General features: G+C 34.7%; 10 protein-coding genes. 5 read left to right on the forward strand and 5 right to left on the reverse strand.

Annotation, left to right across the window (positions count from 1 at the left end; all coding sequences use genetic code 11):
• Positions 1–159 precede the first annotated feature (159 nt).
• Both U6A24_RS10060 and U6A24_RS10065 read right to left on the reverse strand, forming a co-directional pair.
• Positions 160–2,298 carry a hypothetical protein gene (locus tag U6A24_RS10060; protein ID WP_324179837.1) on the reverse strand — a complete coding sequence of 713 codons (2,139 nt, stop codon included), beginning with the start codon at positions 2,296–2,298 and terminating at the stop codon, positions 160–162.
• A gap of 296 nt (positions 2,299–2,594) precedes the next feature.
• Positions 2,595–6,641 carry a hybrid sensor histidine kinase/response regulator transcription factor gene (locus tag U6A24_RS10065; RefSeq protein WP_324179838.1) on the reverse strand — a complete coding sequence of 1,349 codons (4,047 nt, stop codon included), beginning with the start codon at positions 6,639–6,641 and terminating at the stop codon, positions 2,595–2,597.
• 598 nt (positions 6,642–7,239) lie between these two features.
• Between U6A24_RS10065 and U6A24_RS10070 the strand changes: the two genes are divergently transcribed.
• The 5 genes from U6A24_RS10070 to U6A24_RS10090 all read left to right on the forward strand — a co-directional run bounded on the left by U6A24_RS10070 (position 7,240) and on the right by U6A24_RS10090 (position 22,368).
• Positions 7,240–10,614 carry a cellulase family glycosylhydrolase gene (locus tag U6A24_RS10070; RefSeq protein WP_324179839.1) on the forward strand — a complete coding sequence of 1,125 codons (3,375 nt, stop codon included), beginning with the start codon at positions 7,240–7,242 and terminating at the stop codon, positions 10,612–10,614.
• An 83-nt stretch (positions 10,615–10,697) separates the two neighbouring features.
• A complete protein-coding gene (locus U6A24_RS10075) occupies positions 10,698–12,536 on the forward strand; it encodes a T9SS type A sorting domain-containing protein (RefSeq protein ID WP_324179840.1) in 1,839 nt (612 codons plus the stop codon).
• Between the two features lie 68 nt (positions 12,537–12,604).
• Positions 12,605–17,479: an Ig-like domain-containing protein gene (locus U6A24_RS10080; protein WP_324179841.1), complete on the forward strand. Its 4,875-nt coding sequence runs from the start codon at positions 12,605–12,607 to the stop codon at positions 17,477–17,479.
• A gap of 147 nt (positions 17,480–17,626) precedes the next feature.
• Positions 17,627–21,826 carry a G8 domain-containing protein gene (locus U6A24_RS10085; protein ID WP_324179842.1) on the forward strand — a complete coding sequence of 1,400 codons (4,200 nt, stop codon included), beginning with the start codon at positions 17,627–17,629 and terminating at the stop codon, positions 21,824–21,826.
• A gap of 290 nt (positions 21,827–22,116) precedes the next feature.
• On the forward strand, positions 22,117–22,368 hold the full coding sequence (locus tag U6A24_RS10090; RefSeq protein ID WP_324179843.1) for a hypothetical protein: 252 nt from the start codon (positions 22,117–22,119) through the stop codon (positions 22,366–22,368).
• Positions 22,369–22,457: 89 nt separating this feature from the next.
• Here the strand turns inward: U6A24_RS10090 and U6A24_RS10095 are convergent, their stop codons facing one another.
• The 3 genes from U6A24_RS10095 to U6A24_RS10105 all read right to left on the reverse strand — a co-directional run bounded on the left by U6A24_RS10095 (position 22,458) and on the right by U6A24_RS10105 (position 23,647).
• Positions 22,458–22,835, reverse strand: a complete 378-nt coding sequence (locus U6A24_RS10095; protein WP_324179844.1) for a DUF2237 family protein — start codon at positions 22,833–22,835, stop codon at positions 22,458–22,460.
• A gap of 19 nt (positions 22,836–22,854) precedes the next feature.
• On the reverse strand, positions 22,855–23,286 hold the full coding sequence (locus U6A24_RS10100) for a hypothetical protein (protein ID WP_324179845.1): 432 nt from the start codon (positions 23,284–23,286) through the stop codon (positions 22,855–22,857).
• Between the two features lie 139 nt (positions 23,287–23,425).
• Complete coding sequence (locus tag U6A24_RS10105) at positions 23,426–23,647, reverse strand: hypothetical protein (protein ID WP_324179846.1); 222 nt, start codon at positions 23,645–23,647, stop codon at positions 23,426–23,428.
• Between the last annotated feature and the right edge of the window lie 136 nt (positions 23,648–23,783).

Consider the following 23,783-nt stretch of genomic DNA (forward strand, 5'->3'; position numbering starts at 1 on the left):
ACCCATTTAGACAAAAACTCAAAAGTATTTCATGAGTCATTTTAAAAGAATGATAATTATCACATTGAGGGGATTACAGGAACAATTCGTTGAGAAATACATAATTTGATAACAATTTGCAGGTTTTAAAGATACACATCTTGGAAATGAAGTATATTTTTAATTGAATTCTATGAGTTTAGTTGTAGAGATAAGTTTCCCATCTTGTGTAAACCCTTCAATCAATATTTTTGCACTTTTCAAATTATAATGAGGGAAAGTAATGTATTTGTTTTTTCCATTGCCGAGTGTGATGTTTGGCACCCAGTGAATATGGCCAAAGTTTGTGAAGGTTTTATCTATATTGGAATTTAATTTTGGATTGAAATAGATTTCAGGTTTTTCATATCCTTCAAGTGAAATCTTTTTGACCATTTTTTTTTGATCTCGAGTCATACTCCTACCATGTTTTTGGTAGATATAAATAGTTCCTCCATTACTTCCGTACATACCAAAGTTTTCATAATATATTTCATCTAAACTATTGAGGAGCATATCATTTACATTGTAGCTTTCTACCCTAAAATCATCGATAATTACAATTGGAGGATAATGGCCAGTAGTTTTAGGTAAAATAGAAAAAGTACCATTTACTGCATTCGAACTAATTCTAAATCCCAATCGTCTTATTAAGTTTGACAATCTAACATACTTTTTTATATCGGTGGTATCAATTTTTTTGCCCTCAAAAATACTAGATATTAATTTCGGGTTTCTTGTGAGTTTTGCAACTTTTTTTCGTTGACTGATTATTACACTTTCCAGATTTATTATGTTTTCATTGTCTATTATTTCAAAAGCAGAACTATCTTCTGGTGATGTGTTTCTGAAATGAAAATGATTGGGGTTAAAAGCGGCTAATATTATAGAGTCTTTCTGAACCTTTGGGAAAAAGTCTAATTGTATGCTAGGTTTGTTTTTTAAAGATTTTCCATCAATAATCCCAATGTTTAATACTTCTTTTTTTAATAGATACTGGTTTTTTAATTCAAATTTTTTATCGGCTGTTATATTCGTTGTTATAAAATTTCCTGAACTTGGTTGGTATATAACTATCTGATCGTTTAATGGGTCTATATCGTTTAAAACTGTTCCTTTAATATCAATACCTCTTTCGAAATCAAATTTTTTCATTGGCGGTTCTTTAAAAATGTGTTCCCATTTATATCTACTCCAACCGTGAGCAAGTAATATTACATCCAATTCATTTAGCTTATAATGACCAATATTCTTTAAAAACGTAGAAAGATTGTTCGTTGGTGTTTTTAAATAGGGAAGTAAAAGAAAATTTGAAATTATTGATTTGTCGTCTGTATATGCCTTTGAATCTTCGGGTAATATAGAAATACTTAAGGAACCCAACTCTGCATTTTTAGATTTAAGTCCAATTTCAATTTCTACCGAATCTTTTGTTTTATTGATAACCTGAATTTTAGGATCTATTCGTATAGAATCAAATTGATATTGATTAAAAATTAGTCTTTCTAATATAGGATTTGATTTTTCGTCAAAAAGTGTAATAATATTAATGCCTGGGAGTAATGTTTCTTTTGGAATAAAAATCGTCTTTTCAGGTTTATCAAACAAAAGACGTTGAACCCCAATCATTCCATCTCGATGATTTGCAAGGTATAATGTTTCATATTTTATTTTTTCAAAAGTGTTGGCATTGGTTCGTAAAGTAATAAAAACTTTGTCGTTGAACAGGTTATTTACAGAGATGTTGATCCCAATTTCTTTTGGTTTTGGAAGATTTTTTTTTAAAACCTCACCATTATCTAATTCAATTTTCAAAAAATAGCTATGATTTGGCTTGGGTGTCATTACAAACTTACCAATCCCGTCATTATTACTTTTAATATTTTTAAGAATAATCTCGCCTTTATCATTTATTAAAGTTCCTTGTTTTACTTTCTTAGTTGTCAGAATAGTACTTTCTATTTTGAATCCGATTGTGTTAATTACATTAGTAATCAATTGACCTCCTTCGGGGGAGATATGAATTGAATATTGGTTTTGAGTGTGATCTACAGATGTAATATGCTTATTTAAAACATAAATCCTTTCTACAAAAGCATCATCTTCTTTAAAATTATTCATCCAATTGGTATGTGCTTTTATAATAAATTCCCCAGAACCAAAACTCGGATTCAATATTAGTGTTCCACTAGTAATGCCATTTTCGACATGAAATAATTTTTTAGTTAAAAGCTTTCCTTTGGCATCATATATTCCACAATAAAGATTGGTAGTTTCCATAAATGGCAGTCCTGTTTTTCTATTAACTATATATCCAGAAAACCAAATATTTTCTCCTTTTAAATAAACTTTTTTATTAAGATGCAAGAAAACACTTTCTCTAGGTAACTTAAAGTACTCTTTATATGTGTTTGTTAATTGAGAAGAAAAATTCTGCGGGTAAGTTGAAAATGCTATAAAAAAAAGAATGAAGAATATCAATTTTACTCTCATACGCTTAAGTAACTTACTTGTATCTAAGTTCTTTAATTTACAAAAAATAGATTTGATTAAAAGCAACAAATTGTTAAGATTGCTCAGGAATAAAACTGTTCGGCGTATTGGGATGGTGTTTTGTTATAATACTTTTTGAAAGACTTCGAAAAATATTTGGGGTCCTTAAAACCAACTTTGTAGCCAACTTCAGATACACTTAACTCACCAAGTTCCAGAAATTGTGTAGCTTTTTTCATTCTTATAGAGTTTATGAACTCTTTTGGAGTAAGATTGGTCCATTCTTTTATTTTCAGAAAAAGCATGGTCCTGCTCAATCCTAATTCTGAACAAAAATATGGAATGTCAAAATCGATATTATCAATGTTGCTTTCAACAATTTTGATGGCTTTTTCTAATAATTTTTCCTCTACAGATAGATTGTCGCTAGATTCAAGATCAGCATTTCTTACTTTTTGTTTTAATCTAGCGGTAGTACTTATTAAGTTGTTTATAAGCAGAAGAAACTCTTTTATGTTGAATGGTTTTTCGATATAAGCATCTGCACCCGATTCAAGTCCTTCGAACTTATGTGGCAATGATGACTTAGAGGTAAGTAAAATTATAGGTATATGGCTTGTACGTTCGTCACTTTTAAGTTTAGAACAAAGAATTGTACCTTCCATAATGGGCATTATGACATCGCTTACAATTAGATCTGGTTGGATTCTAAGTGCCTTTTGTAGTCCAACTTTTCCATTATTGGCCTGTATGATTGAATAATTTTCTTTAAGAAACTCTACTACGAAATCCCTAAACTCATCGTTGTCTTCTACTATAAGTATTGTGGGTTTGCCTTCTTTTTTTGTTATACTGTTAATTTCACCTCTTTCAAAATATTTGAGTCGATTAGATTGATCTTTATAAGTTAAGCGTTCATTATGATTAAATTTTTCTTGAACGATTTCATGATCTGCCAAATGATTTTTCCCAAGCCTTAAAATAATGGTAAATTTCGTTCCTCCGCCCTTTGTACTGGATACCGAAATTTCTCCCTTATGTAACTCTATTGCTTTTTTTGCAATGAATAATCCAATGCCGCTTCCTTGATTAAAGTGTTTTTGGTATTCAATCTTACTAGCAGTTTCATAGTAGCGATCAAATATTTTATCCATGAATTCTGGATCGATTCCTTTGCCATTATCAGAGATATCGATGATTACATTTTTATCTTTTGTATAAACTTTTGTGTTTATTTTACCTCCTTTTGGAGTGTATTTAAAGGCATTGGACAAAATATTATAGAAAACTTTTTCAAGTTTATTACGGTCATAAAATACCTGGATTTCATTGACGTGGGGTCTAAAGGTATAGGTATAATTTCCGATCGAAGCAAATTCATCAAAAGAATCATGTACTCCTTTCAAAAAAGGAATTAAATTTTCCTTTTTCGCCTGTAATTTAGAATGTTTGTTCTCGAATGTCCTGAAATCTAGTAATTGATTTGTAAGCTTCAATAACTGGCTAGCATTTCGTTCTATAACTAACAATTTCTTATAAGTTTCTTTAGTACCCGTATAATTTTCGATGAGTTGCTGTAGAGGTGCTAAAATTAATGTAAGAGGGGTTCGGAAATCATGAGATATATTAGTAAAAAAATCTAATTTAGATCTATTTATTTCCTCTTGTTTGCTTTTTGCAATACGTTCGGATTTAAGCTTACCGGCGAGCACTATTTTTGCTTTGATATTTGTAAATATTTGGTATAGTATTGCAGAGACTATCAAAAAGTAAATAAGATAGGCCAATGGTGTTTTCCACAAGGCAGCTTTTACGGTTATAGTTAATGTAGTTGGTTTTTCACCCCAAGCTTCAGTATCATTGGCATCTTTAACCTCGAACGTATAAGAACCTGGTTTTTGAAGCGTATAACTTGCTTCATGATTTTTGGTGAATTTCCAGTCATTATTTAATCCAACAAGACGGTAGGCGTATCTATTATTGGCTGTGTTTATATAATTGGGAATAGCAAAATTTAAAGAAAAAGAGGATTCATCATGTTCTAATACAATGTTATCCATAAAAGAGATGCTTTTATCAATATTTTCTCCATTGATTTTTAACCCGGTTAAAATAACATTTGATGCATAGTTTTTCTTTTGAAGTTCGACAGGATTGAAAAAGGAAACTCCTTTGACACCGCCAAAGTATAAATTTCCATTATTTCCTTTTAGATAAGAATTATTGATAAATTCATTTCCCAGGAAACCTTCTGTTTGATTGTAGATTATTGATGTTTTGGCAATGGGATTATACTTTACCATTCCTAGATTACTACTTATCCATAAATTATCTTGGTTATCCTCTACTATACTATAAGCCGTTATAACACTTGCGTTCAAAAGATTTAAATCAACTTCTTCAAAAGTATCACCGTTTAATTTTAGAACACCTTTTTCTTTGGTACCCACAAAAATCTGATTTTTACTATCTTGATAAATGCATATTATATTTTGCCCATAAGCCTTATAGTTATTAAATAGAAAACGTTTTATGTGTGGTGTATCCAAGGGAATATGATTACTCTCAATTTTATTTAAACCTTTATCTGTGCCTATCCATAAGTTTTTTTTATTATCTGAAAATACACAACGCACTCTATCATTAGTTAAAGATTTGTCACCCGATGATTGGTGAGTAATTTGCTTAATTTTTTGCGATGTGGTGTCATATATAATTACCCCCTTTCCAAATGTACCCATAACAAGGTAATCATTGATTTTAGTCATAGAATAAACACCAAGATCCGATAATGAAGTATTTAATTTTTTATGAAGTTTTGAATCAAATGATTTGGTCTCAATATTGAAATATTCTACTCCATTTTTTAACGTTCCAATCCATAGGTTTGATCCATCCAATAGCAATGATTTTATATTGGTGTCTGATAATTTTGAGTTTAACGCTTCTGTTAATTCATGACAAGTTTTACCATTATTATGAATAACGGTGACTCCATTTCCTTCGGTTCCAATAAAAAGCATCCCATTTTTATCTTCAACCAACGAGCTTACCACACCAAGTTGATAAGCTTGATCTCCTTTTGTTTTGTATAGTATATGGAAATTGTTATTATAAAGATCCCATAGATTTACACCACCATAATAGGTGCCAATCCATACAGATCCATTCTTGTCAACAAAGATTTCTTTGATGCTATTTTTACTTAGACTTTTTGGATTACCTGGTTGATGAGCGATCTTAATTATGGCTTGATCCTTCTTCTTAATATACAACCCGTTATAGGTTCCTATCCATAAGTTATGGTTATTATCATATTCAAGCCTTCGTATATCTGTACTTTGTAACTTATCCTTACCTACTTTATTAAGTGGCCTAAAGGTTTTTTTACTTTTATCAAACGCGAACAGCCCATTATGTTTTGTGCCTATCCATAGATCACCCTCTTTATTCTCATTGATCGCTTGAATAAATAGTGGAGAGGAGGCTGTATAATTTTCAAACTTTAAGTTGTAGATATCTTTTCCTATTACTTTATGTATACCAGTAGAAGTTCCTATCCAGATGTCGTCATTTTTATCTTGAAAAATTTCAATAATAAAATTATTTACCAAACCAGAAGGGTTAATATCGTTTTTCCTGTATCCAATTAATTTCTCTTTCTTTTGATCATAGATATATAACCCATCTGAAGAAGCAAACCATAATGATTGATCATTAATTTGTTTTATAGTTCTAATCGAGCAGTGAGATATGGTATTTTTATCCGAAGAGTACAAAAACCTGGTAAATGTTTCGGTTCTTGGGTCAAAACGATTTAATCCGTTATGAGTTCCTATCCAAATAAACCCTTTGTTGTCTTCCTTTATTGATAGGATATCATTATTGCTTAAAGAAATAGAATCTGAAGCAATATTTCTATAAATAGTGATTTCTTCACCATCATATTTATTAATTCCATCACGAGTTCCAATCCACATTTGTTTAAATTGGTCCTGTTCTATGGCAACAACGGTACTTTGAGATAATCCCTCGGATACCGAAAAATGAATAAAGTTATTGAAGTTGGATTCTTGTGAAAAAGCAAAAAAATGTATAACTAGTGTTAACAAGAAATTTACTTTTTTCATAGGTCGGGCAGGTTAGTTCATTTATAAATATAACGTTTATTTCTTAGATTATTATAACCTCAAACGATGTAGTTATTAAAGAAAAGTGTTTATGAAAAGATGAAAACGATTAGACATTTTTAATGTTTTTTTTGTTTTTAACGAATTGTAAAACAATGGTTTGTACTATTTTACCCCTATAATCGAACTTTTAAAATGTTGTAATTGGGTAACATTGTAACGTAATATTAATTGCAACTACCCCTTGTAATTTGAGATTATATTGATAGTACTAAACAGAACAGTTGGGAAATAATAAGTAGTAACGTAAAACACAAACCAAAATCTAAACTATGAAAACTATTAGAATCCCAAAGTCTGTAATATTGTATTTATAGCACAAATGTAATTTGCTGCTTGTCCAGGAGATCCAGTTTCCTCTTTCATGATCTAGGACAATCACTTTAATTTTTTTACGTATGGATACGTCTAGCAATCTTTGTTTTTGTATTGCTTGTTGTTATCTGGATATTTAAGTTCTGCAAAAATCGGTGTATTAGAATCGATGTAGTCTTGAATAATAATTTATCACAAATCACAAACTCAAAACATCATGAAAATGAGAGTAAATTACCGTTATGGTTTCAAACCAAATTCACAAAATTTAGTTCTTCTATTTTTACTTGTTGCTTTTACTATGTTCGCTCAAACACCGGTAGAAAAATACGGAAGACTTAGAGTAAATGGAAATAAAATAGTAAATAAAGACAATGTTCCTACCAGTCTGGCAGGGAATAGCTTATTTTGGAGTAATGCAGGAGACACTTCAGATTTTTATAATGCCGAAACAGTAAATCATTTAGCTAGTGATTGGAATAGTTCTATTATTAGAGCAGCCATGGGAATCAAAGAAACCTGGGATGCAGGAAATGGATATATCGATAGCCCTACTGCTCAAAAAGCAAAAATTAGAAAAGTAATTGATGCGGCTATTGATAAAGGCATTTATGTTATTATAGACTGGCACACACATGAAGCTGAAAAGTACACTCAAGAAGCAGCAGATTTCTTTAAAGAAATGGCTCAGCTATATGGCGACAAACCCAATGTTATTTATGAAATCTATAATGAGCCAATAAACCAATCATGGTCACAAGTGAAAAGCTATGCCAATACGGTTATAGCAGCAATACGATCTGAAGATCCAGATAATCTTATTATCGTTGGTTCTCCAACATGGTCACAGGATGTAGATGTCGCTTCAAATGATCCTATTAATGACGTTAATACAGCGTATACATTGCATTTCTATTCAGGAACACATACCCAGTTTTTAAGAGATAAAGCTCAGACTGCCATGAATAATGGAATAGCTCTTTTCGCTACCGAATGGGGAGCTGTAGATGCAAGTGGAGATGGAGCTATCGATGAAGCAGAAACTGAGAAATGGATGCAGTTTTTTAAAGATAATGATATCAGCCACGTTAATTGGTCGATAAGTGATAAACCTAGTAATAATGATCCAACCAGAACAGAAGGGTCTTCAGTAGTACAGCTTCTTAAAGGGGTAACAGGATTGCAAAACAATCAACTTACAGAATACGGAGTATTTATAAAAGATATTATCAAAAACTGGTCAGAAGACAGTGGTAATCCAAATCCACCTTCAGGTACTATTGAATGTAGTGATGTAGACTGTATTATAGAAGCTATGAAAAACGCACAACCTGGAGACGAAATTATAATAACCTCAGGAACGTATACAGCACCAGATAAATTTAATTTCGGTAATAAAGCCACAAGATTTGGTTCAGATAAAAATGGTACAGCATCAAAGCCTATAACATTGCGAGCCAAAAATCCATCAAATCCACCAATTCTTAAAGGGGTTAATGGAACATACGATGGATATGTGATGTTCATTCTTGGAGATTATTGGATTCTGAAAGATTTAGTACTAGAAGAGGGATCCAAAGGAATTGTTTTTGACAACGCCAACCACGGTCTAATTGAAAATGTTGTGGTTCGAGAACTGGGTGAAGAAGGAATTCACCTTAGAGATGGATCTAGTAATAATTTGGTAAAAAACTGCCGCGTATATAACGTAGGAATAAAGAAACCAGGTATTGGCGAAGGTTTGTATGTAGGATCAGATAAAGGACAGCATGAAAGTGCTGGCCAGGCAGGGGATATTTTTGATAACAAATACAATCCAAGATGTGATAATAATACCATAGAAGGTTGTATTATTGGTCCTAACGTTACTGCCGAGGGGGCTGATATCAAGGAAGGGACAAAAAATACAATCATAAGAAATTGTACTTTTTCTGCAGAAGGTTTATCTGGAGAAAACAGCGCAGACGCGTTTATAGACCTTAAAGGTGCCTACGCATTCGTATACAACAATACGTTTAACCGAGACGGATCAACTATTCTTAACGCCGGAGTAGATTTCTTGGATCGAGGAACTGGATTTAACACAGGATTTAGAAATGCTATTTTTGGTAATACGTTCAATTTGGGAAGTAGAGCCAGTGAAATTCCAACCGCTCGTAAAAAACAAGGAAATCCATCAGAAATTCATGTATGGAATAATGCTCGTAACCCTAATTCTCCTGATTTCCCTATTAGCGATGGAACCACAAATTTTGTTACAGAAACCTGTCCAAGTTGGAATATTGTTCCTTGTGATGGCGGCGGAGAAAATCAAGTTCCTTCAGTATCATTTGCTTCGCCTTCTGGAAATACCTCTTTAAACGAAGGATACACTAATTTTGAAGTAACAGTAAATGCCAGTGATGCCGACGGATCTATTAGTGGTGTAAAGCTATATGTTGATGGTAATTTGGTTCGTGAGGAAGGTGTTGCGCCATATACCTGGGGACAAGGAGATAATGCCAACGAGCTTTTAGGGTTGTCTGTTGGTCAACATACCATCAAAGCAGAAGCTACAGATAATGATAATGCGGTGAACAGTGCAACGATTTTGGTTACAGTAATAGGAAGTAGCCCGGTTAATCAATCTCCAAACGTATCTTTTTCATCTCCGTCAAGTGACCTTACTGTAGATCAAGGATATAGTCTTTATGTAAAAGTAAATGCTTCAGACGATGATGGTAGTATTAGTAACGTAAAACTTTTTATCGATAATAATTTTATACGACAAGAGAATTTCGATCCTTACGAATGGGGGCATGCAACATCACCAAACCCTGAAGAGGTTAATAATTTAGCTGCAGGAACCTATACATTTAAAGCGGTAGCAACAGATAATGATGGAGCTACCTCAGAAACTACCTTTACACTAACGGTACAAAATGAAGATACAGGAGGGGGAGATAATTGCGCGTTTGGTGCTCCACTTTCAAGTGCTCTACCAGCCTTTGACCAGGCATCATTTTCCAATGTTCATGTTCTCGGTACAGGGGGACCAGATGTAGCTAATATCAGGCGTTTCAGAATTAACTGGAACCCTCAATATAATGGATTGTACCAATTTGCAGTAAATACAAATAACGGAGTGCCAAATTGGTATGTAGACCTTAGAAATTATATGGATTATAGTTTTAATGGAGCTAGCCCAGAATTAACGTTATCAAATTCGGGATTACCAGGATGGGATGGATCTTATTGGGTAACCAAAGATGGAGATAACTTCGTCATGGTTTCAAAAGACAAAGATTTCTCAATCTATTTTAGCAACTCAGGGACTGCACCATCTTGTAGTAATAAATCTCCTAATAGTATTACTTCAGAAGAAGTACCAATTAAGGTATTTCCAAACCCCGTAAAGGATACAAGAATTTATCTTGACAATATTTCTGAAAAAGCGTCAATGCTGCAAGTGATCGATTTACAGGGTAAAATTCTACTTACTCAAAAAATAGACGATAATCAATCTCAGGTAGATGTATCCGAATTAGAATCAGGAATGTATATCCTTCTGGTCAAAGGAATAAGATATAGAAACTCAACGTTATTTACGAAGCATTAGTAGATGCAATGTCAATAAATAGGCCACACCGGGTGCTTTAGGGGTCACCCGGGGGACTATTTTAATCTTAAACTTTAAAAATCATGGAATATTCAACACTAAAAAAATGGTTGAGTGGATCGCTATTTCTATTTGCGAGCTGCATGTTTTCTCAGCAAAACATCATTTATCACAACAATTTTGATCAACTTTCAACGGGACAATATAATGAAGAAGAAATTGAATCGGCTTTGGGAGTTAGTTTTTGTAAAGGCGCTGATGAGGGCCGAGTATTTATCTCAGAATTTCAAGGCAGTGGGAATGTTTTAAAAGTAAAATACCCAAAAGGTAAAGTGAAGACCAATGATAGTGGGATGCATACCAAGTTGTTTTGGAATCACTATGACGCTTTTGAAGAATTGTATTTTAGTTACAAAGTATATATCCCTGCAGATTTCGAATTCAGGGCCGGCGCTAAGTTACCTGGACTTTCTTACCAAACCAGTGAAAGGAATATGTCGCTTCGATTAATGTGGCGATATGATGGTTTGTTAGAGTTTTATAACCATTTTGAAACCCGACCAACATGGGACGATTGGACGGCTTCGGTCAACTGGAGTTTGTTGGATCCTTATGATGAACCCGGAGGACCACAACCGGATCAGGTAAAATTAAAAAAAGGAGCCTGGAACCATATTGAAGTATATCACAAACTTAATACACCTGGTCAAAATAATGGAATCATGCGTGGGTGGTTAAATGGAGAATTGGCTATTGACATTATTGATAATGGAGACTATCGACAAAATGGACAAGAAGATATCAAACTCAATAGCATCTACCTTTCTACATTCTTTGGTGGAAGTAGTGATGCTTTTAAACCTACAAAAGATCAATACGCCTATTTTGATGATTTTATAGTTTCTAAATCCAGAATAGGATATGATGGTTCGGGTAATGAAACTGATGAATCATTATCAGTTTCATTCAAAACTCCTTCTTCAGATATCACAGTGCAAGAAGGATATGATCTCGAAGTTGAGGTTAATGCTACCGACGAAGAAAATAGTATAAGAGAAGTCCAGCTATTCATTGATAATAACTTCATACGCAGAGAACGCTTTTTTCCATACACCTGGGGTCATGATCGTTCTCCAAATCCCGAAGAAGTTAATGGTTTGGCTGAAGGTGTTTATCTGTTAAAAGCAATCGCGACAAATGCTGAAGGTGAAACGAAAGAAACTTCTATTACACTAACTGTAGAAAACAACAGCGCTTGTAACTTCACTTTACCAGATAACAAAGGTGTTCCCGGGCTTGATAATGTATATTATGATAATGTGCATATTATGGGAGATAGAGCCCCGGGATTTCTAAACAATTTTGTAAACTTTTCAGTAAAGTGGAATCCTGTTTATGATCAATTATCAAAGTTCGCATTAATTACCAATGATGGATTTCCAAATTGGTATGTTGACTTTAGTGATGAGGCCCAATTTCAACTTAAAAATCCAAATCCAGAGATCACCTTAAGAAATACAGGAGTTGCTGGTTTAGATAACAGTTATTGGGTTACGCTACAGAACGGCGAATTGATTTTGAAATCAAAAAACTCATCAACATTAATTTGCTTCAGTAACTCTGTACAGCCTCCTGCCTGTATGCAAGGAAAAAGTCAAAATGTGGTTTCTATTCAGAATTCACAAAAAATTAGACCTTACCCTAATCCTGCAAACGAGTCGATCTATATTGAAGATCTACCATCAACTTCTAATCATATAAATATACTTGATCTTAACGGAGGTATAATATTATCTCTACCGGTGTATTCAAAGCAATCTACAATTAAGCTTTCTGTAGAAAAGTTGCCAGCCGGATTGTATTTCGTAGAAGTTAAATCTTCTACTCAAAAAACACTTAAATCCAGATTTATTAAACAATGATAAAAACAATGTAACACAAACTAAAAACACACAAGAAACACTTAATGTCTAACTCATAATTAAACCTAATGAAAACAACAAGCCTCATAATAGATAAATGGCAAATTATGATAGTATTTATGCTATTCATAATTTCAGGAGCTCAAGCCCAGAATTGTGGCAATAATAGATTGATTTTTGATCAAAATTTTAGTCAATACAATGGACAAAATAAGCTGTACACTCGAAGTATGGCCAACAATGATTTTCCAAGAGTCGCAGGCCGAACCTCTGGCGGTAATGTTCGCGGGTTAAGTAATGATTTTCCACAAAGAACACGTGTAATTAATGGTGAACTACGTGCAGAATATACCAAAAACGATGCGAGTGGAAGAAGTGGTGGTTTTGTATTTGACAGTAGTTTTGATGGTGTCGAAGAAGCTACTCTCGAATACCGTGTAAGATTTGCCAATGACTTTGTTTGGGCTACGGGAGGAAAACTCCCTGGATTGGGAGGAGCTTCAACACCAAATGGCGCTCAACCTGCTGGCTGTACCCAAAATCAGAGTACCATAAATAACGCATTCTCTTGCCGTTTGATGTGGAGATCTAATAGAGAACACACACAACAACCATATCTTATTGTTTATGATTACTTACCGAATAGAGAAACAAGATGTGGGGGTAATACCAGACTAGGTAATTTGAAACTTCAAAGAAACAGATGGTATACCGTAAAACAATATTTAAAGCTAAACACACCGGGTCAAAAAAATGGTGTTTTAAAAATGTATATCGATGGTCAAAAATTAGTTGATCAAAATGATGTCATGTTTCGATTATCAGGAAAAGGAAGCGTTAAAATTAATTCTATTGTAATGCATACCTATAGAGGAGGTAATCGTACTGATCCAGTGTGGCATTCTCCTCAAAATGATTATACATTTTTTGATGACTTTAAAGTTTGGACCAATTGTTCTGGAAATGGCGGAGGTACTAACCAAAATCCTACAGTTTCGATTACCAGTCCAAATTCTAACAATTATACTGCGGGGACAGATCTTTCTGTAAATGTAAATGCTAATGATCCCGATGGCAGTATTACTAAGCACGAGGTCTTTGTAAACGGAAATCTTGTAGATACCGATGGAGCCGATTATACTCCGCATCCTTTACCCAATATTCGAGCTGGAAATTATACCATCAAAGTTGTCGTTACCGATAATGATGGAGCAACTGCAGAAGATACAACATCTTTTACTGTGTCTGGTAACAATGGAGGTGGAAATGGCGGAGATGGTGATAATTGCGATGCATATGAAGAGCAAAACGGCTTGGTGGTTATAGAAGCCGAAAATCTGAATACCCCGGGTAATTGGCCTAAAAAATCTAATGTTTCTGGTTTTACAGGAAACGGATATATAGAATGGATTGGAGCTGACTTTTTTAATGATCCCGGAAATGGTGTTATAACAACCAAAATTAAAATAAATACTGCAGGGCGTTATAAATTTTTATCACGAACCAAGGTTGGTGAAGGTACTAATACTACTGAGGCAAATGATGTGTGGCTAAAATTCCCAGATGCCGATGATTTTTATGGTCAAAGAGGTAGCTTAAGAGTGTATCCTAAAGGATCAGGAAAGACACCACATCCAGAAGGAGCAAGTGGAGAAGGATATCTTAAGGTATATTCTGCAGGAACAACAAATTGGACCTGGTCTACAAAAACTTCAGATGGAGCCGAAAACTCAAGTGATATATTTGTAGAGTTTGACAGCCCAGGAACCTATACCATGTTATTATCCGGGCGTTCAAAACATCACCTTATAGATCGTGTAACATTAAATCGTACAAGTGCTAATGCTACAGATTTATCTCTAGAAGAAACAACTTGTGATGATCCTGGTAATGGTGGAGGAGATAGTACCGCTACAATTACAGGTGAACGAAAAAAATGGCATAAAGTAACCTTAACATTTAATGGACCAAATACTTCAGAAGGTGCATCGGATAATCCATTTTTGAATTACCGATTAAATGTAACATTTACGCATCAAAGTGGAAGTCCTTCATACGTAGTACCCGGATATTTTGCTGCAGATGGTAATGCAGCGCAAACTTCGGCTAGTAGTGGTAATAAATGGAGAGTACATTTTGCTCCCGATAAAATAGGGCAGTGGAATTATAGTGTCTCTTTTAGAAAAGGAAGTAATGTGGCAGTAAATGAAAGTAATACAGCAGGAACCGCAGCTGGATTTATGAACGGTCTAACAGGCTCATTTAATATCAGTGCTTCAGATAAAACGGGTAGAGATTTTAGAGCAAAAGGACGTTTACAGTATGTGGGTGAACATTATTTGAAGTTTGCCGAGACTGGAGAGTATATGATCAAACAAGGTCCAGATTCTCCTGAAAATTTATTGGCGTATACCGATTTTGACAATACACCCAATGCAGGTAACCGAAGAAAAAATTATGCTCCACATGTTGGAGACTGGAATTCTGGAGACCCTACATGGAAAAGTGGCAAAGGAAAAGGGTTGATTGGCGCTGTAAATTACATAGCTAGTGAAGGGTTAAACTCTATGTCTTTCCTTACAATGAATATTAATGGTGATGATGAAAATGTGTATCCGTATACAGGAAGTAATCAACGTACTCGAATGGACGTTTCTAAACTGGCACAATGGGCTATAGTTATTGAACATATGCAGAAAAATGGAATTTTTGCTCATTTCAAAACACAAGAGACCGAAAATGAAACCCTTCTGGATAACGGGAATACAGGTAACCAGCGTAAATTATATTATCGAGAATTAATTGCCCGATTTGGTCATAATTTAGCATTAAATTGGAACCTTGGTGAGGAGAATGGCGGTGGACCTCAAGCGGTTGATCAATCGCCTGCTCAAGAAAGAGCTATGGCAGAGTATTTCTATAAAAATGATCCATACCGTCATCATGTTGTTATCCATAAACATCCAAATGATTTTCCGGATTATTTAACAGGCAATCAGTCAAGACTTACAGGATTTTCTTTACAAACTAATAAATCCGATTTTACGAATGTTTTTGGCAAAGTAAAAGAAGGAATTGATAAGTCCAGAAATGCAGGAAAAAAATGGGCTGTAGCTTGTGATGAACCCGGGGATGCGCAACATGCTATTCGACCGGATAATAATGCGGCAAATTCTCATAGAGATGGGAGAAAAAATGCTATGTGGGGAACCTTACTTGCAGGGGGATGGGGTAATGAATGGTATTTCGGATATCAGAATGCCCATTCAGACCTTTCACTTCAAGATTTCAGAAGTAGAGATAAATGGTGGGACTACGCGCGTCATGCTATTCGGTTCTTTGATATTACGGATCTTCCCTTAACACAAATGCGAAATAACAATTCATTATCTTCAAATAATAATGATTATTGCTACGCAAAACAAGGAGAAGCCTATGTAGTATACCTAAAAAATGGAGGTTCTACTAATCTTAACTTGAATGGACAAAGTGGTCAATTTACAGTCAAGTGGTACGACCCGCGTAACGGAGGAAATTTAAAGAATGGTTCTGTAACTAGTGTTAATGGAGGTGGAAATAGATCTTTAGGAAATGCTCCAAATAATGGTAATCAGGATTGGGTGATTTTAATTACTAAAAATGGTACGGATCCAACAGAAAATACACCTCCAACGGTGTCATTGACTAATCCTTCCCAAAACAATCAGGAATATCTGCTTGGAGAAACTATTTCCTTAAGCGCCAATGCATCGGATGCCGAGGGGAGTATTGAAAAAGTAAACTTTAAAGTTAATGGTTCCTATTTTAAACAGGATCGATCTGCTCCGTATAGTGTAACCTGGACACCAACGGCTGCAGGAACGTATACCATTGGAGCTAGAGCTTTTGAAGATGGACAGGAAGGGCTTTCCACAGAAGTATCCAGAACAGTTATTATTAAGGAAGAAACCATTACTCAAGCACCACAAGTCTCATTTGCCAACCCTCCTGGTAATCTAACAGTAGATCAGGGGTATGATCTTACCGTAATTGTTGATGCAGCGGATCCCGATGGGAGTATTGATAATGTGAAATTATATATCAATAATGCTTTAGTGCGCCAGGAAAATATAGCGCCGTATGAGTGGGGGCATGATGGTTCACCCAATCCTTTGGAAGTAAATGGTTTGACTGCGGGGACACACACTTTTAAAGCAGTAGCAACCGATAATGATGGTAATACTGCCGAGGACACCTTTATTTTGACTGTACAAGAAGGTACCGGCGGAGGCGATACCAACAATTGTTCCTTTGGAACGCCAATTGCAAACGGAATTCCTGCAATGGATAAAGTGTCTTATAATCATGTCTACGTTTTAGGAACAGGCGGACCAAACTTAGATAACTTCAGAGAGTTTTCTATCAACTGGGATCCAGCATATAATGGACTTTATCAGTTCGCAATGAATACAAATAATGGGGCTCCAAGTTGGTATGTAGATTTTTCTGATACCATGACGTATCAGTTACAAAAGACTAATCCCGAAGTTACCTTATCAAATACTGGATTTGATGGACTTGATGGTAGTTATTGGGTTGCTTTGGATGCCAACAACATTGCTTTGGTTTCTAAAGATAAAGACTTTACAATTTACTTTAGTAATTCTACTCAAGCGCCTTCTTGTGCGAATAGACAGAGTAAAATTGCTATTACAAAGGATAATTTAAGAAACATAACGATCTATCCTAATCCAGTTAAGAGTAATGAGTTGTCTATAAATGGATTAGAAAATCAAGATGTATCGATACAAGTATTCAGCTTAATTGGGCGTAGAGTTCTATTCAAAAAATCTAAAGGAGTAAATGTGTATAAAATACCATTAGAATCTTTAGAAACAGGGAGTTATATTTTGAATATACAAGCCAATGGGATTAATAAATCCTTTCACTTCATCAAAGAATAAAAATGACTTTAGATAAATTCTATCAGGGAATAATAAAGTTCCCTGATGGAGTTGTCTAATTTTTTTAATGATTTAACAAATACGTGGATCAGTTTTACTGCACAAAGAATTCATGTTAGAAGATCAAGACGTAAACACACAGAAATCATGGAACAACTCTTAAAAAACCAAATTTATTTTACTATAAACATCCAAAAAGGATTGCAAATTTTAATTACGTTACTTTTCCCCTTTTTATTCTTTTGGATAGTTTCATCCATTGCTATGGATGGGCCATATACCAATCCTCCATCCAAAGTCACATCATCTATTGACTGCGCACCACCGGCTAATTTGGCAGCTATACAGCCTATTGCTAATGGGTTATGGTCTCAACCTAGTATTTGGCCAGGAAATAAATTACCTACAGCAAATGATGATGTAACGATACCTGCGGGTAGAACAGTTACCCTTGTTGGAACCTGTCGCGCAAAAACAATTAGGGTCGATGGTACCTTAAATGCTGTAAATTGGCAGAATACTGGTGCTTGGATTAATTTAGAAACTCAAAGCATTATGGTAGCCAATGGTGGTCTTATGGAAATTGGGACAGCATCACAGCCGTATGCAGCCATAGAAAAATGCTCAATAACGTTAACAGGTGGTAAACAGAATAATGCCCCAGCTTCCTATAAAGCGATTATGGTGATGGGCGGAGGTACTTTAGAGTTACACGGGAAAAAAAGATTGAGTTGGACAAACCTAGCTACAACTGCCAATGCCGGAGCTACACAAATTACCTTAAAAAAAGCTGTTGATTGGGAAGTTGGAGATAAAATTGCCTTAACCGCCACGGGATTAGCTAGTGGTCAGTCCAAAGCCTGGAACAATGTTGATGAAGCGGAAATCACGGCCATTAGTGGTGATAAAAAAACACTTACATTAAAAGATCCTCTAAAGTATAAACATATAGGAGGATCAAAGTCTTACACAAGAGCCAGAGATGGAAAAACCTGGAATGTGAATATCCAAGGAGAGGTAGGCCTATTATCCCATTATATCAAGATTCAAGGTAAAATGGATGGAAATAACGAACAAACAGGTTTTGGAGGCCATATCATGCTTATGAAGAATTCTACTTCTCATGTAGAACAAGTAGAATTATACAAAATGGGACAAAAAGGAATTTTAGGACGTTATCCGTTTCATTGGCATTTAAATGAAGATAAAGCGCAAGGCAGTTATTTAAGAAACAGTAGTGTGCACAAATCATTTAATAGAGCGGTAACGATTCATGGCACCGATTATGTTACAGTAGATGGTGTATTTGCATATGATCATATAGGTCATGGTATTTTTTTAGAAGACGGAGCAGAACGTTTTAATACCATTAAGAATAATGTTGTATTTGTAACAAGAAGACCAAAACCCGGAGAACAACTTACGCCTTCCGATAATGAAGCTAATGAACCTCAAAATAGAACGCCTGCTTCTTACTGGATCACTAATCCAAACAATTATTTTGAAAACAATGTAGCCGCAGGAACTGAAGGAACAGGATTTTGGTTTGCTTTTCCTGAAAAACCAATGTTTGACTCTGGAAATTTACCTTACTATCAAGGACTAAACCCGTCAAAAGAACCCTTAGGAAGTTTTGAAGGTTTTGTAGCACATACTTGTATGACAGGTTGGGATGTTTTTGATCGATTAAACCCTGACCATTCCTTAAAAAAGAATTTTGGATGGAATATTGGCACTAGACAACTAATTAAAGATGGATTGTTTTATGGGAATGATCAAGCTTTATATTGTGGATTAGGTGTAGGGGGGACTAATAAGAATACTGTTTTTTATAATTGTGTTTTCAGTGATAACAAAACAGGTTCTATGTTGGCTGGTGACTTAACCATAGAAAATAGTCTCTTTAATGCAGATTCCGATTTAGGGGTTTTTAACGGAGTGAGAGAATTTTTTAGATTTTATGATGGACCCGGTCGACACCACGACTGTCATTTTGAAGGATGGGATCGATCAAATTCAGAAATGATCAAGCAGATTACCGGAGGAGGAGCTACGGAAAATTTCAATCCAACCTTTAGAGGGACTACCAAAGGTTTTTCTGAGCCGTTTCCATTTAGATTTTTCCCTTTACCTAACACTGATGATACACGTGCCAGAAAGATTGGTCAGTTTTTCAAAGATTACGATGGAGGATTAACAGGTAAGGCACATACTACATTGATAAGAGATATTGCATTTCTTAGAGATGGGCACGAATATAGACACCCTTCTTGGAGAAATGCCGCTAGATCTGATTATTACTTTGCAGGGCTATGGTTTGCTGGAATCAATGCAAGTGGGACTCACATATCAGTAGTTCGATCTAAACCAGGTACTGATGATGTTTGTTTTTACGAGTCAGGAAACAAAGCATCAGGAACCTATAAATTCCCCACAATTGTGAATGAAGGATTTATGTACACCTATTACTTCAATAGAGCCCCATCAAATAAAAGTATACATCTTATCTGGAACAGAGGAGATGCAGGAGATTTAGGATTTGCTAGTTTTAAAGGCTTAGGAAAACTAGGTAATTTTAGGGTACGAGGACATAATTTTAATCTTCCTCGCCTAAATTCGATAACGGCGATCCGAAATGCTACAGATAATGCCTATTTTATTGCAGGAAATGGAGATGTTTACGTTAAGTTTAGAGCCATTGGAGGAGATACCAGAGTAAACATTTTTTTTAACTGGGATAATAATGGAAGTTTTCAACCGGCGGCATTACCTTGTACTTCAAATGATCTTGATGGCGTTACAGCCCTTGATAGTGACGGCGATGGAAGACCAGATACCGTCGAAACAGAAACTTGCGGAAACCCTAACAATGCTTCTGATTTGAATTTCGGATTCAATAGAACTTCAGAAAATTTTCAGCGATTTAATACCGCTGCGGCAAATACGAGTAGCGATCAGCACTGGTTAATAAGAGCAGATAACTCTAATGATCCTTATATTGTTAGAAGCGGGCTGAAATTTCAAGGTAACCAAGTTCCACAATTAAAGATAAGAGCTAAATCTGAAGCTGCAGGAACTTTCCAGTTATTCTGGACGACCACTGATCAACCTGGTTTTGCAGCAGATCGATCTGTAACAGTTGCTCCGCAAACTACCAATGTCTTTGAAGAACTTGTGTTCGATATGAGTAACCTTAATACCTGGATGGGAAAAACAATTACTAAAATTCGACTGGACTTCCCACCAGATACATCGGCACCGCGACATACTTGGATTGATTATATTCACGGTTCTGCTGCATCAGACGATCCTTGTGACAATACACCTGAAATTGTGTTCACCAGTCCAGCGAATAGGCAATTACAAGAAGGTGACGATCTAGGAGTTGTTATTGCTGTCAATAACGGAAGTATATCCAACATTAAACTATATTTGAATAATGTATTAGTGCGTCAAGAAGGTATAGCGCCATATGAATGGGGCACAGCAAACCCGGGTCAAAATGATGCTGCATTGTTAGACCTTGCAGCCGGAACCTATACTTTAAAGGCAGTGGCAACAGATAATGACGGTAATACCGGAGAGGTTTCTATCACTATAACCGTTCAAAGCAATCAATCTATTACGACGACTTTTACTCCTATTCATGATGCCTATCTACAAGGCAGCACAAGATTCAATAATTCAGATCTCAGAGTAGAATCAGGAAATAGGATGAGCTATTTCATGTTTGACCTAAGCGCAATTACAGGAACTGTAAACAGTGCAGAACTTAAGCTTTCGGTAGGTTCTGATCCTGGTAATGGTAATATTAACGTATATCTTGGTAATGGTACTAGTTGGACAGAAACCAATCTTTCTAACACTAATAAAGCAAGTAAAGGAAACTTATTGGCTTCCAAAAATACATCATACAGCACCAATGGAACTTACATTTGGAATCTTAACGGTATTACTGTTGGAGATAAAGTGAGTCTAATAGTAGAGCACACCTCAGGAAATGATGTGAGTTTCTGGTCAAAAGAAGGAAGCAAAAAACCTGAACTTGTTATTACAACCGGTGGCAGTAGTAAGGCTGAAACCTTAACCGCTAAAGAAGAGGAAAAAACAAAAATTTCTATGCACCCAAATCCTGCCAGAGATGTAGTATTCTTAAGAAATTTACCTTCTTCAGCATATCGTGTTAGCGTTTATAGTTTTAATGGTTACGAAGTGGTCACTCAACTTGTCAATAAGAAAGGTTCTACAACAGAAATTAACCTTAATGGACTACCTACAGGAATATATTTTGTCAAGGTGTACTCTGAAGAGGAGGCTATCATCACAACTCGATTACTGAAAGAGTAGATAGTTTGAATAATTAAACTTCCTATCTTTTTTATTTGAAGATGGGAAGTTTATACAAAGCTCCTAGCCAATATTTTTTTAATTTCATATGCTTATAAATTGTAGTGGTAATATTAAAAACCTTTAATTTACTAAACAACGAAATCAAATAATATTAAAATACGAGTCTAAAAAGATTTAGACCGTCTTTGTGTAAAGTAGTAATTACTTTTAGTATCATTACTTTTAGGTTTGTTATAGAATTAGTATTTTTGTTTAACAAAACAAATAAAATGTTAAACAATTTTATCATGAGAGGAGAAATTAAAGAAATTTGCACGATTGATATCGGACAGGATTATAGACAAAATGCTTATACCTTTTATCAAAGTGGAGTGATTAAACATTTGTATGACGAGAGTATTTTGAGTTATAACAAAGAAGAATGGACAACATCACAAACTATAAGTAATAGTATCAAGTCCAAGTTAATAAAAGAATGCCCAAATAAATATAAAAAACGTTTACGCGAAGTACTTGATTTTAATTCAAGAATGAATTAGCAAGAGAAAACCGCTGCAAATTTAGTCCCACAGTGGTTATCAATATACAAGCCAGTTGAGCTAGCCTATTTTGATCCTTTTAAGATTTTCTAATCTACCTGATTATGGTACTCATATTTTTTAAGAACTTCTAGAGAAGTATATCTCAAGACTTTTTGATGTGTTGACTCTAATACCACATACGGTGCTTTTCCTTCTCTTTCTGATTCTAACCATCTCGATACACACAAACACCATTTATCACCTGGTTTGAGTCCAGGAAAATTGTAATAGGGTATAGGAGTAGAGAGATCATTCCCTTTAGATTTAGTATAGGATAAAAATTCTTCTTTGACTATCGCGCATATTACGTGGGTACCCGTATCTTGTTGTATAGTTCTGCAAAAACCATCTCTGAAATATCCTGTTAATGGATTTTGACAACACGATTTCAAAGGAGTGCCTAAAACATTTAGTTCTGAGTTCATTCTATAAATAGTATAATAACTAAAGTGTATCTATATGTGGAAATCTCTCATCATATTCTACTTTCAATTTAGAGAGTTTTAGAAAGAATGATTTGTTTTCCTTGTGTGTTCGATTATTCTTAAAATGAACAAACTTCCCTTGGGCATGTATACTTACCCCATTAGTTTTGTACATATAGAATTGGTAGTAGGGGATAATCCATGTAAAGTTCCTTAATCCTTTATTAATTGCCAACAAAATTCCTTTTGGTCTAAGTTCAATACTCCCATAACTTAAATCTGAGACGGTATTTAAATATTTCCTTAAATTTGGACTTACATCGTCAATAATCATTCTTTTGGAACCAATACCATTCATTTTAAAAGCCTTAACAAATGAAAACGGCTTTCCAACCAAATCATTGATAATTTTTTTGTTTTCCTTACTACTGTATGTTGTCTCTAGAATCATTTCTATATTCGTATAATAAAAAGAATACCCTGCATGAAATTATAAAACACAAGGTATTCTTTACCTGAAACCAATCCATCAACATTGCCTTACTTCACAAGTTTCATTAGTCCAAAAAGCGATTTATAAATGTTTTAAATCAAATTGTAGGCGTACCTTTAAGTCGTTTTTCTATTTTTTTCTTTTTTTCGGTAAGTCGTTTCATTAAATCCATAAGTGCAGCGTCTTTAGATTCTTTATAGATTTCATTAATGTTTAATATAAGAGCTTTTGCTTCGCGCGAAGCAGCTACTCTGTCACTAGTAGACATATTACTCATCTTACGACTTTCAAATTCTAATGCTTCTTTTATCAGTTTCATAACTTCTCTTTTTTTGGGGTGCAGATTGTAAAAATATCAATGTTTCTGAAAAAATTGAAAGTTTAAAATCTGTATTGTACTTATTTATCTGTAAAGATAAGAGTTGTTTAAATGTTTATAAAAATAATTAAACAAA

It is taken from the genome of Aquimarina gracilis (assembly GCF_035285365.1).
GTDB classification, from domain to species: domain Bacteria; phylum Bacteroidota; class Bacteroidia; order Flavobacteriales; family Flavobacteriaceae; genus Aquimarina; species Aquimarina gracilis.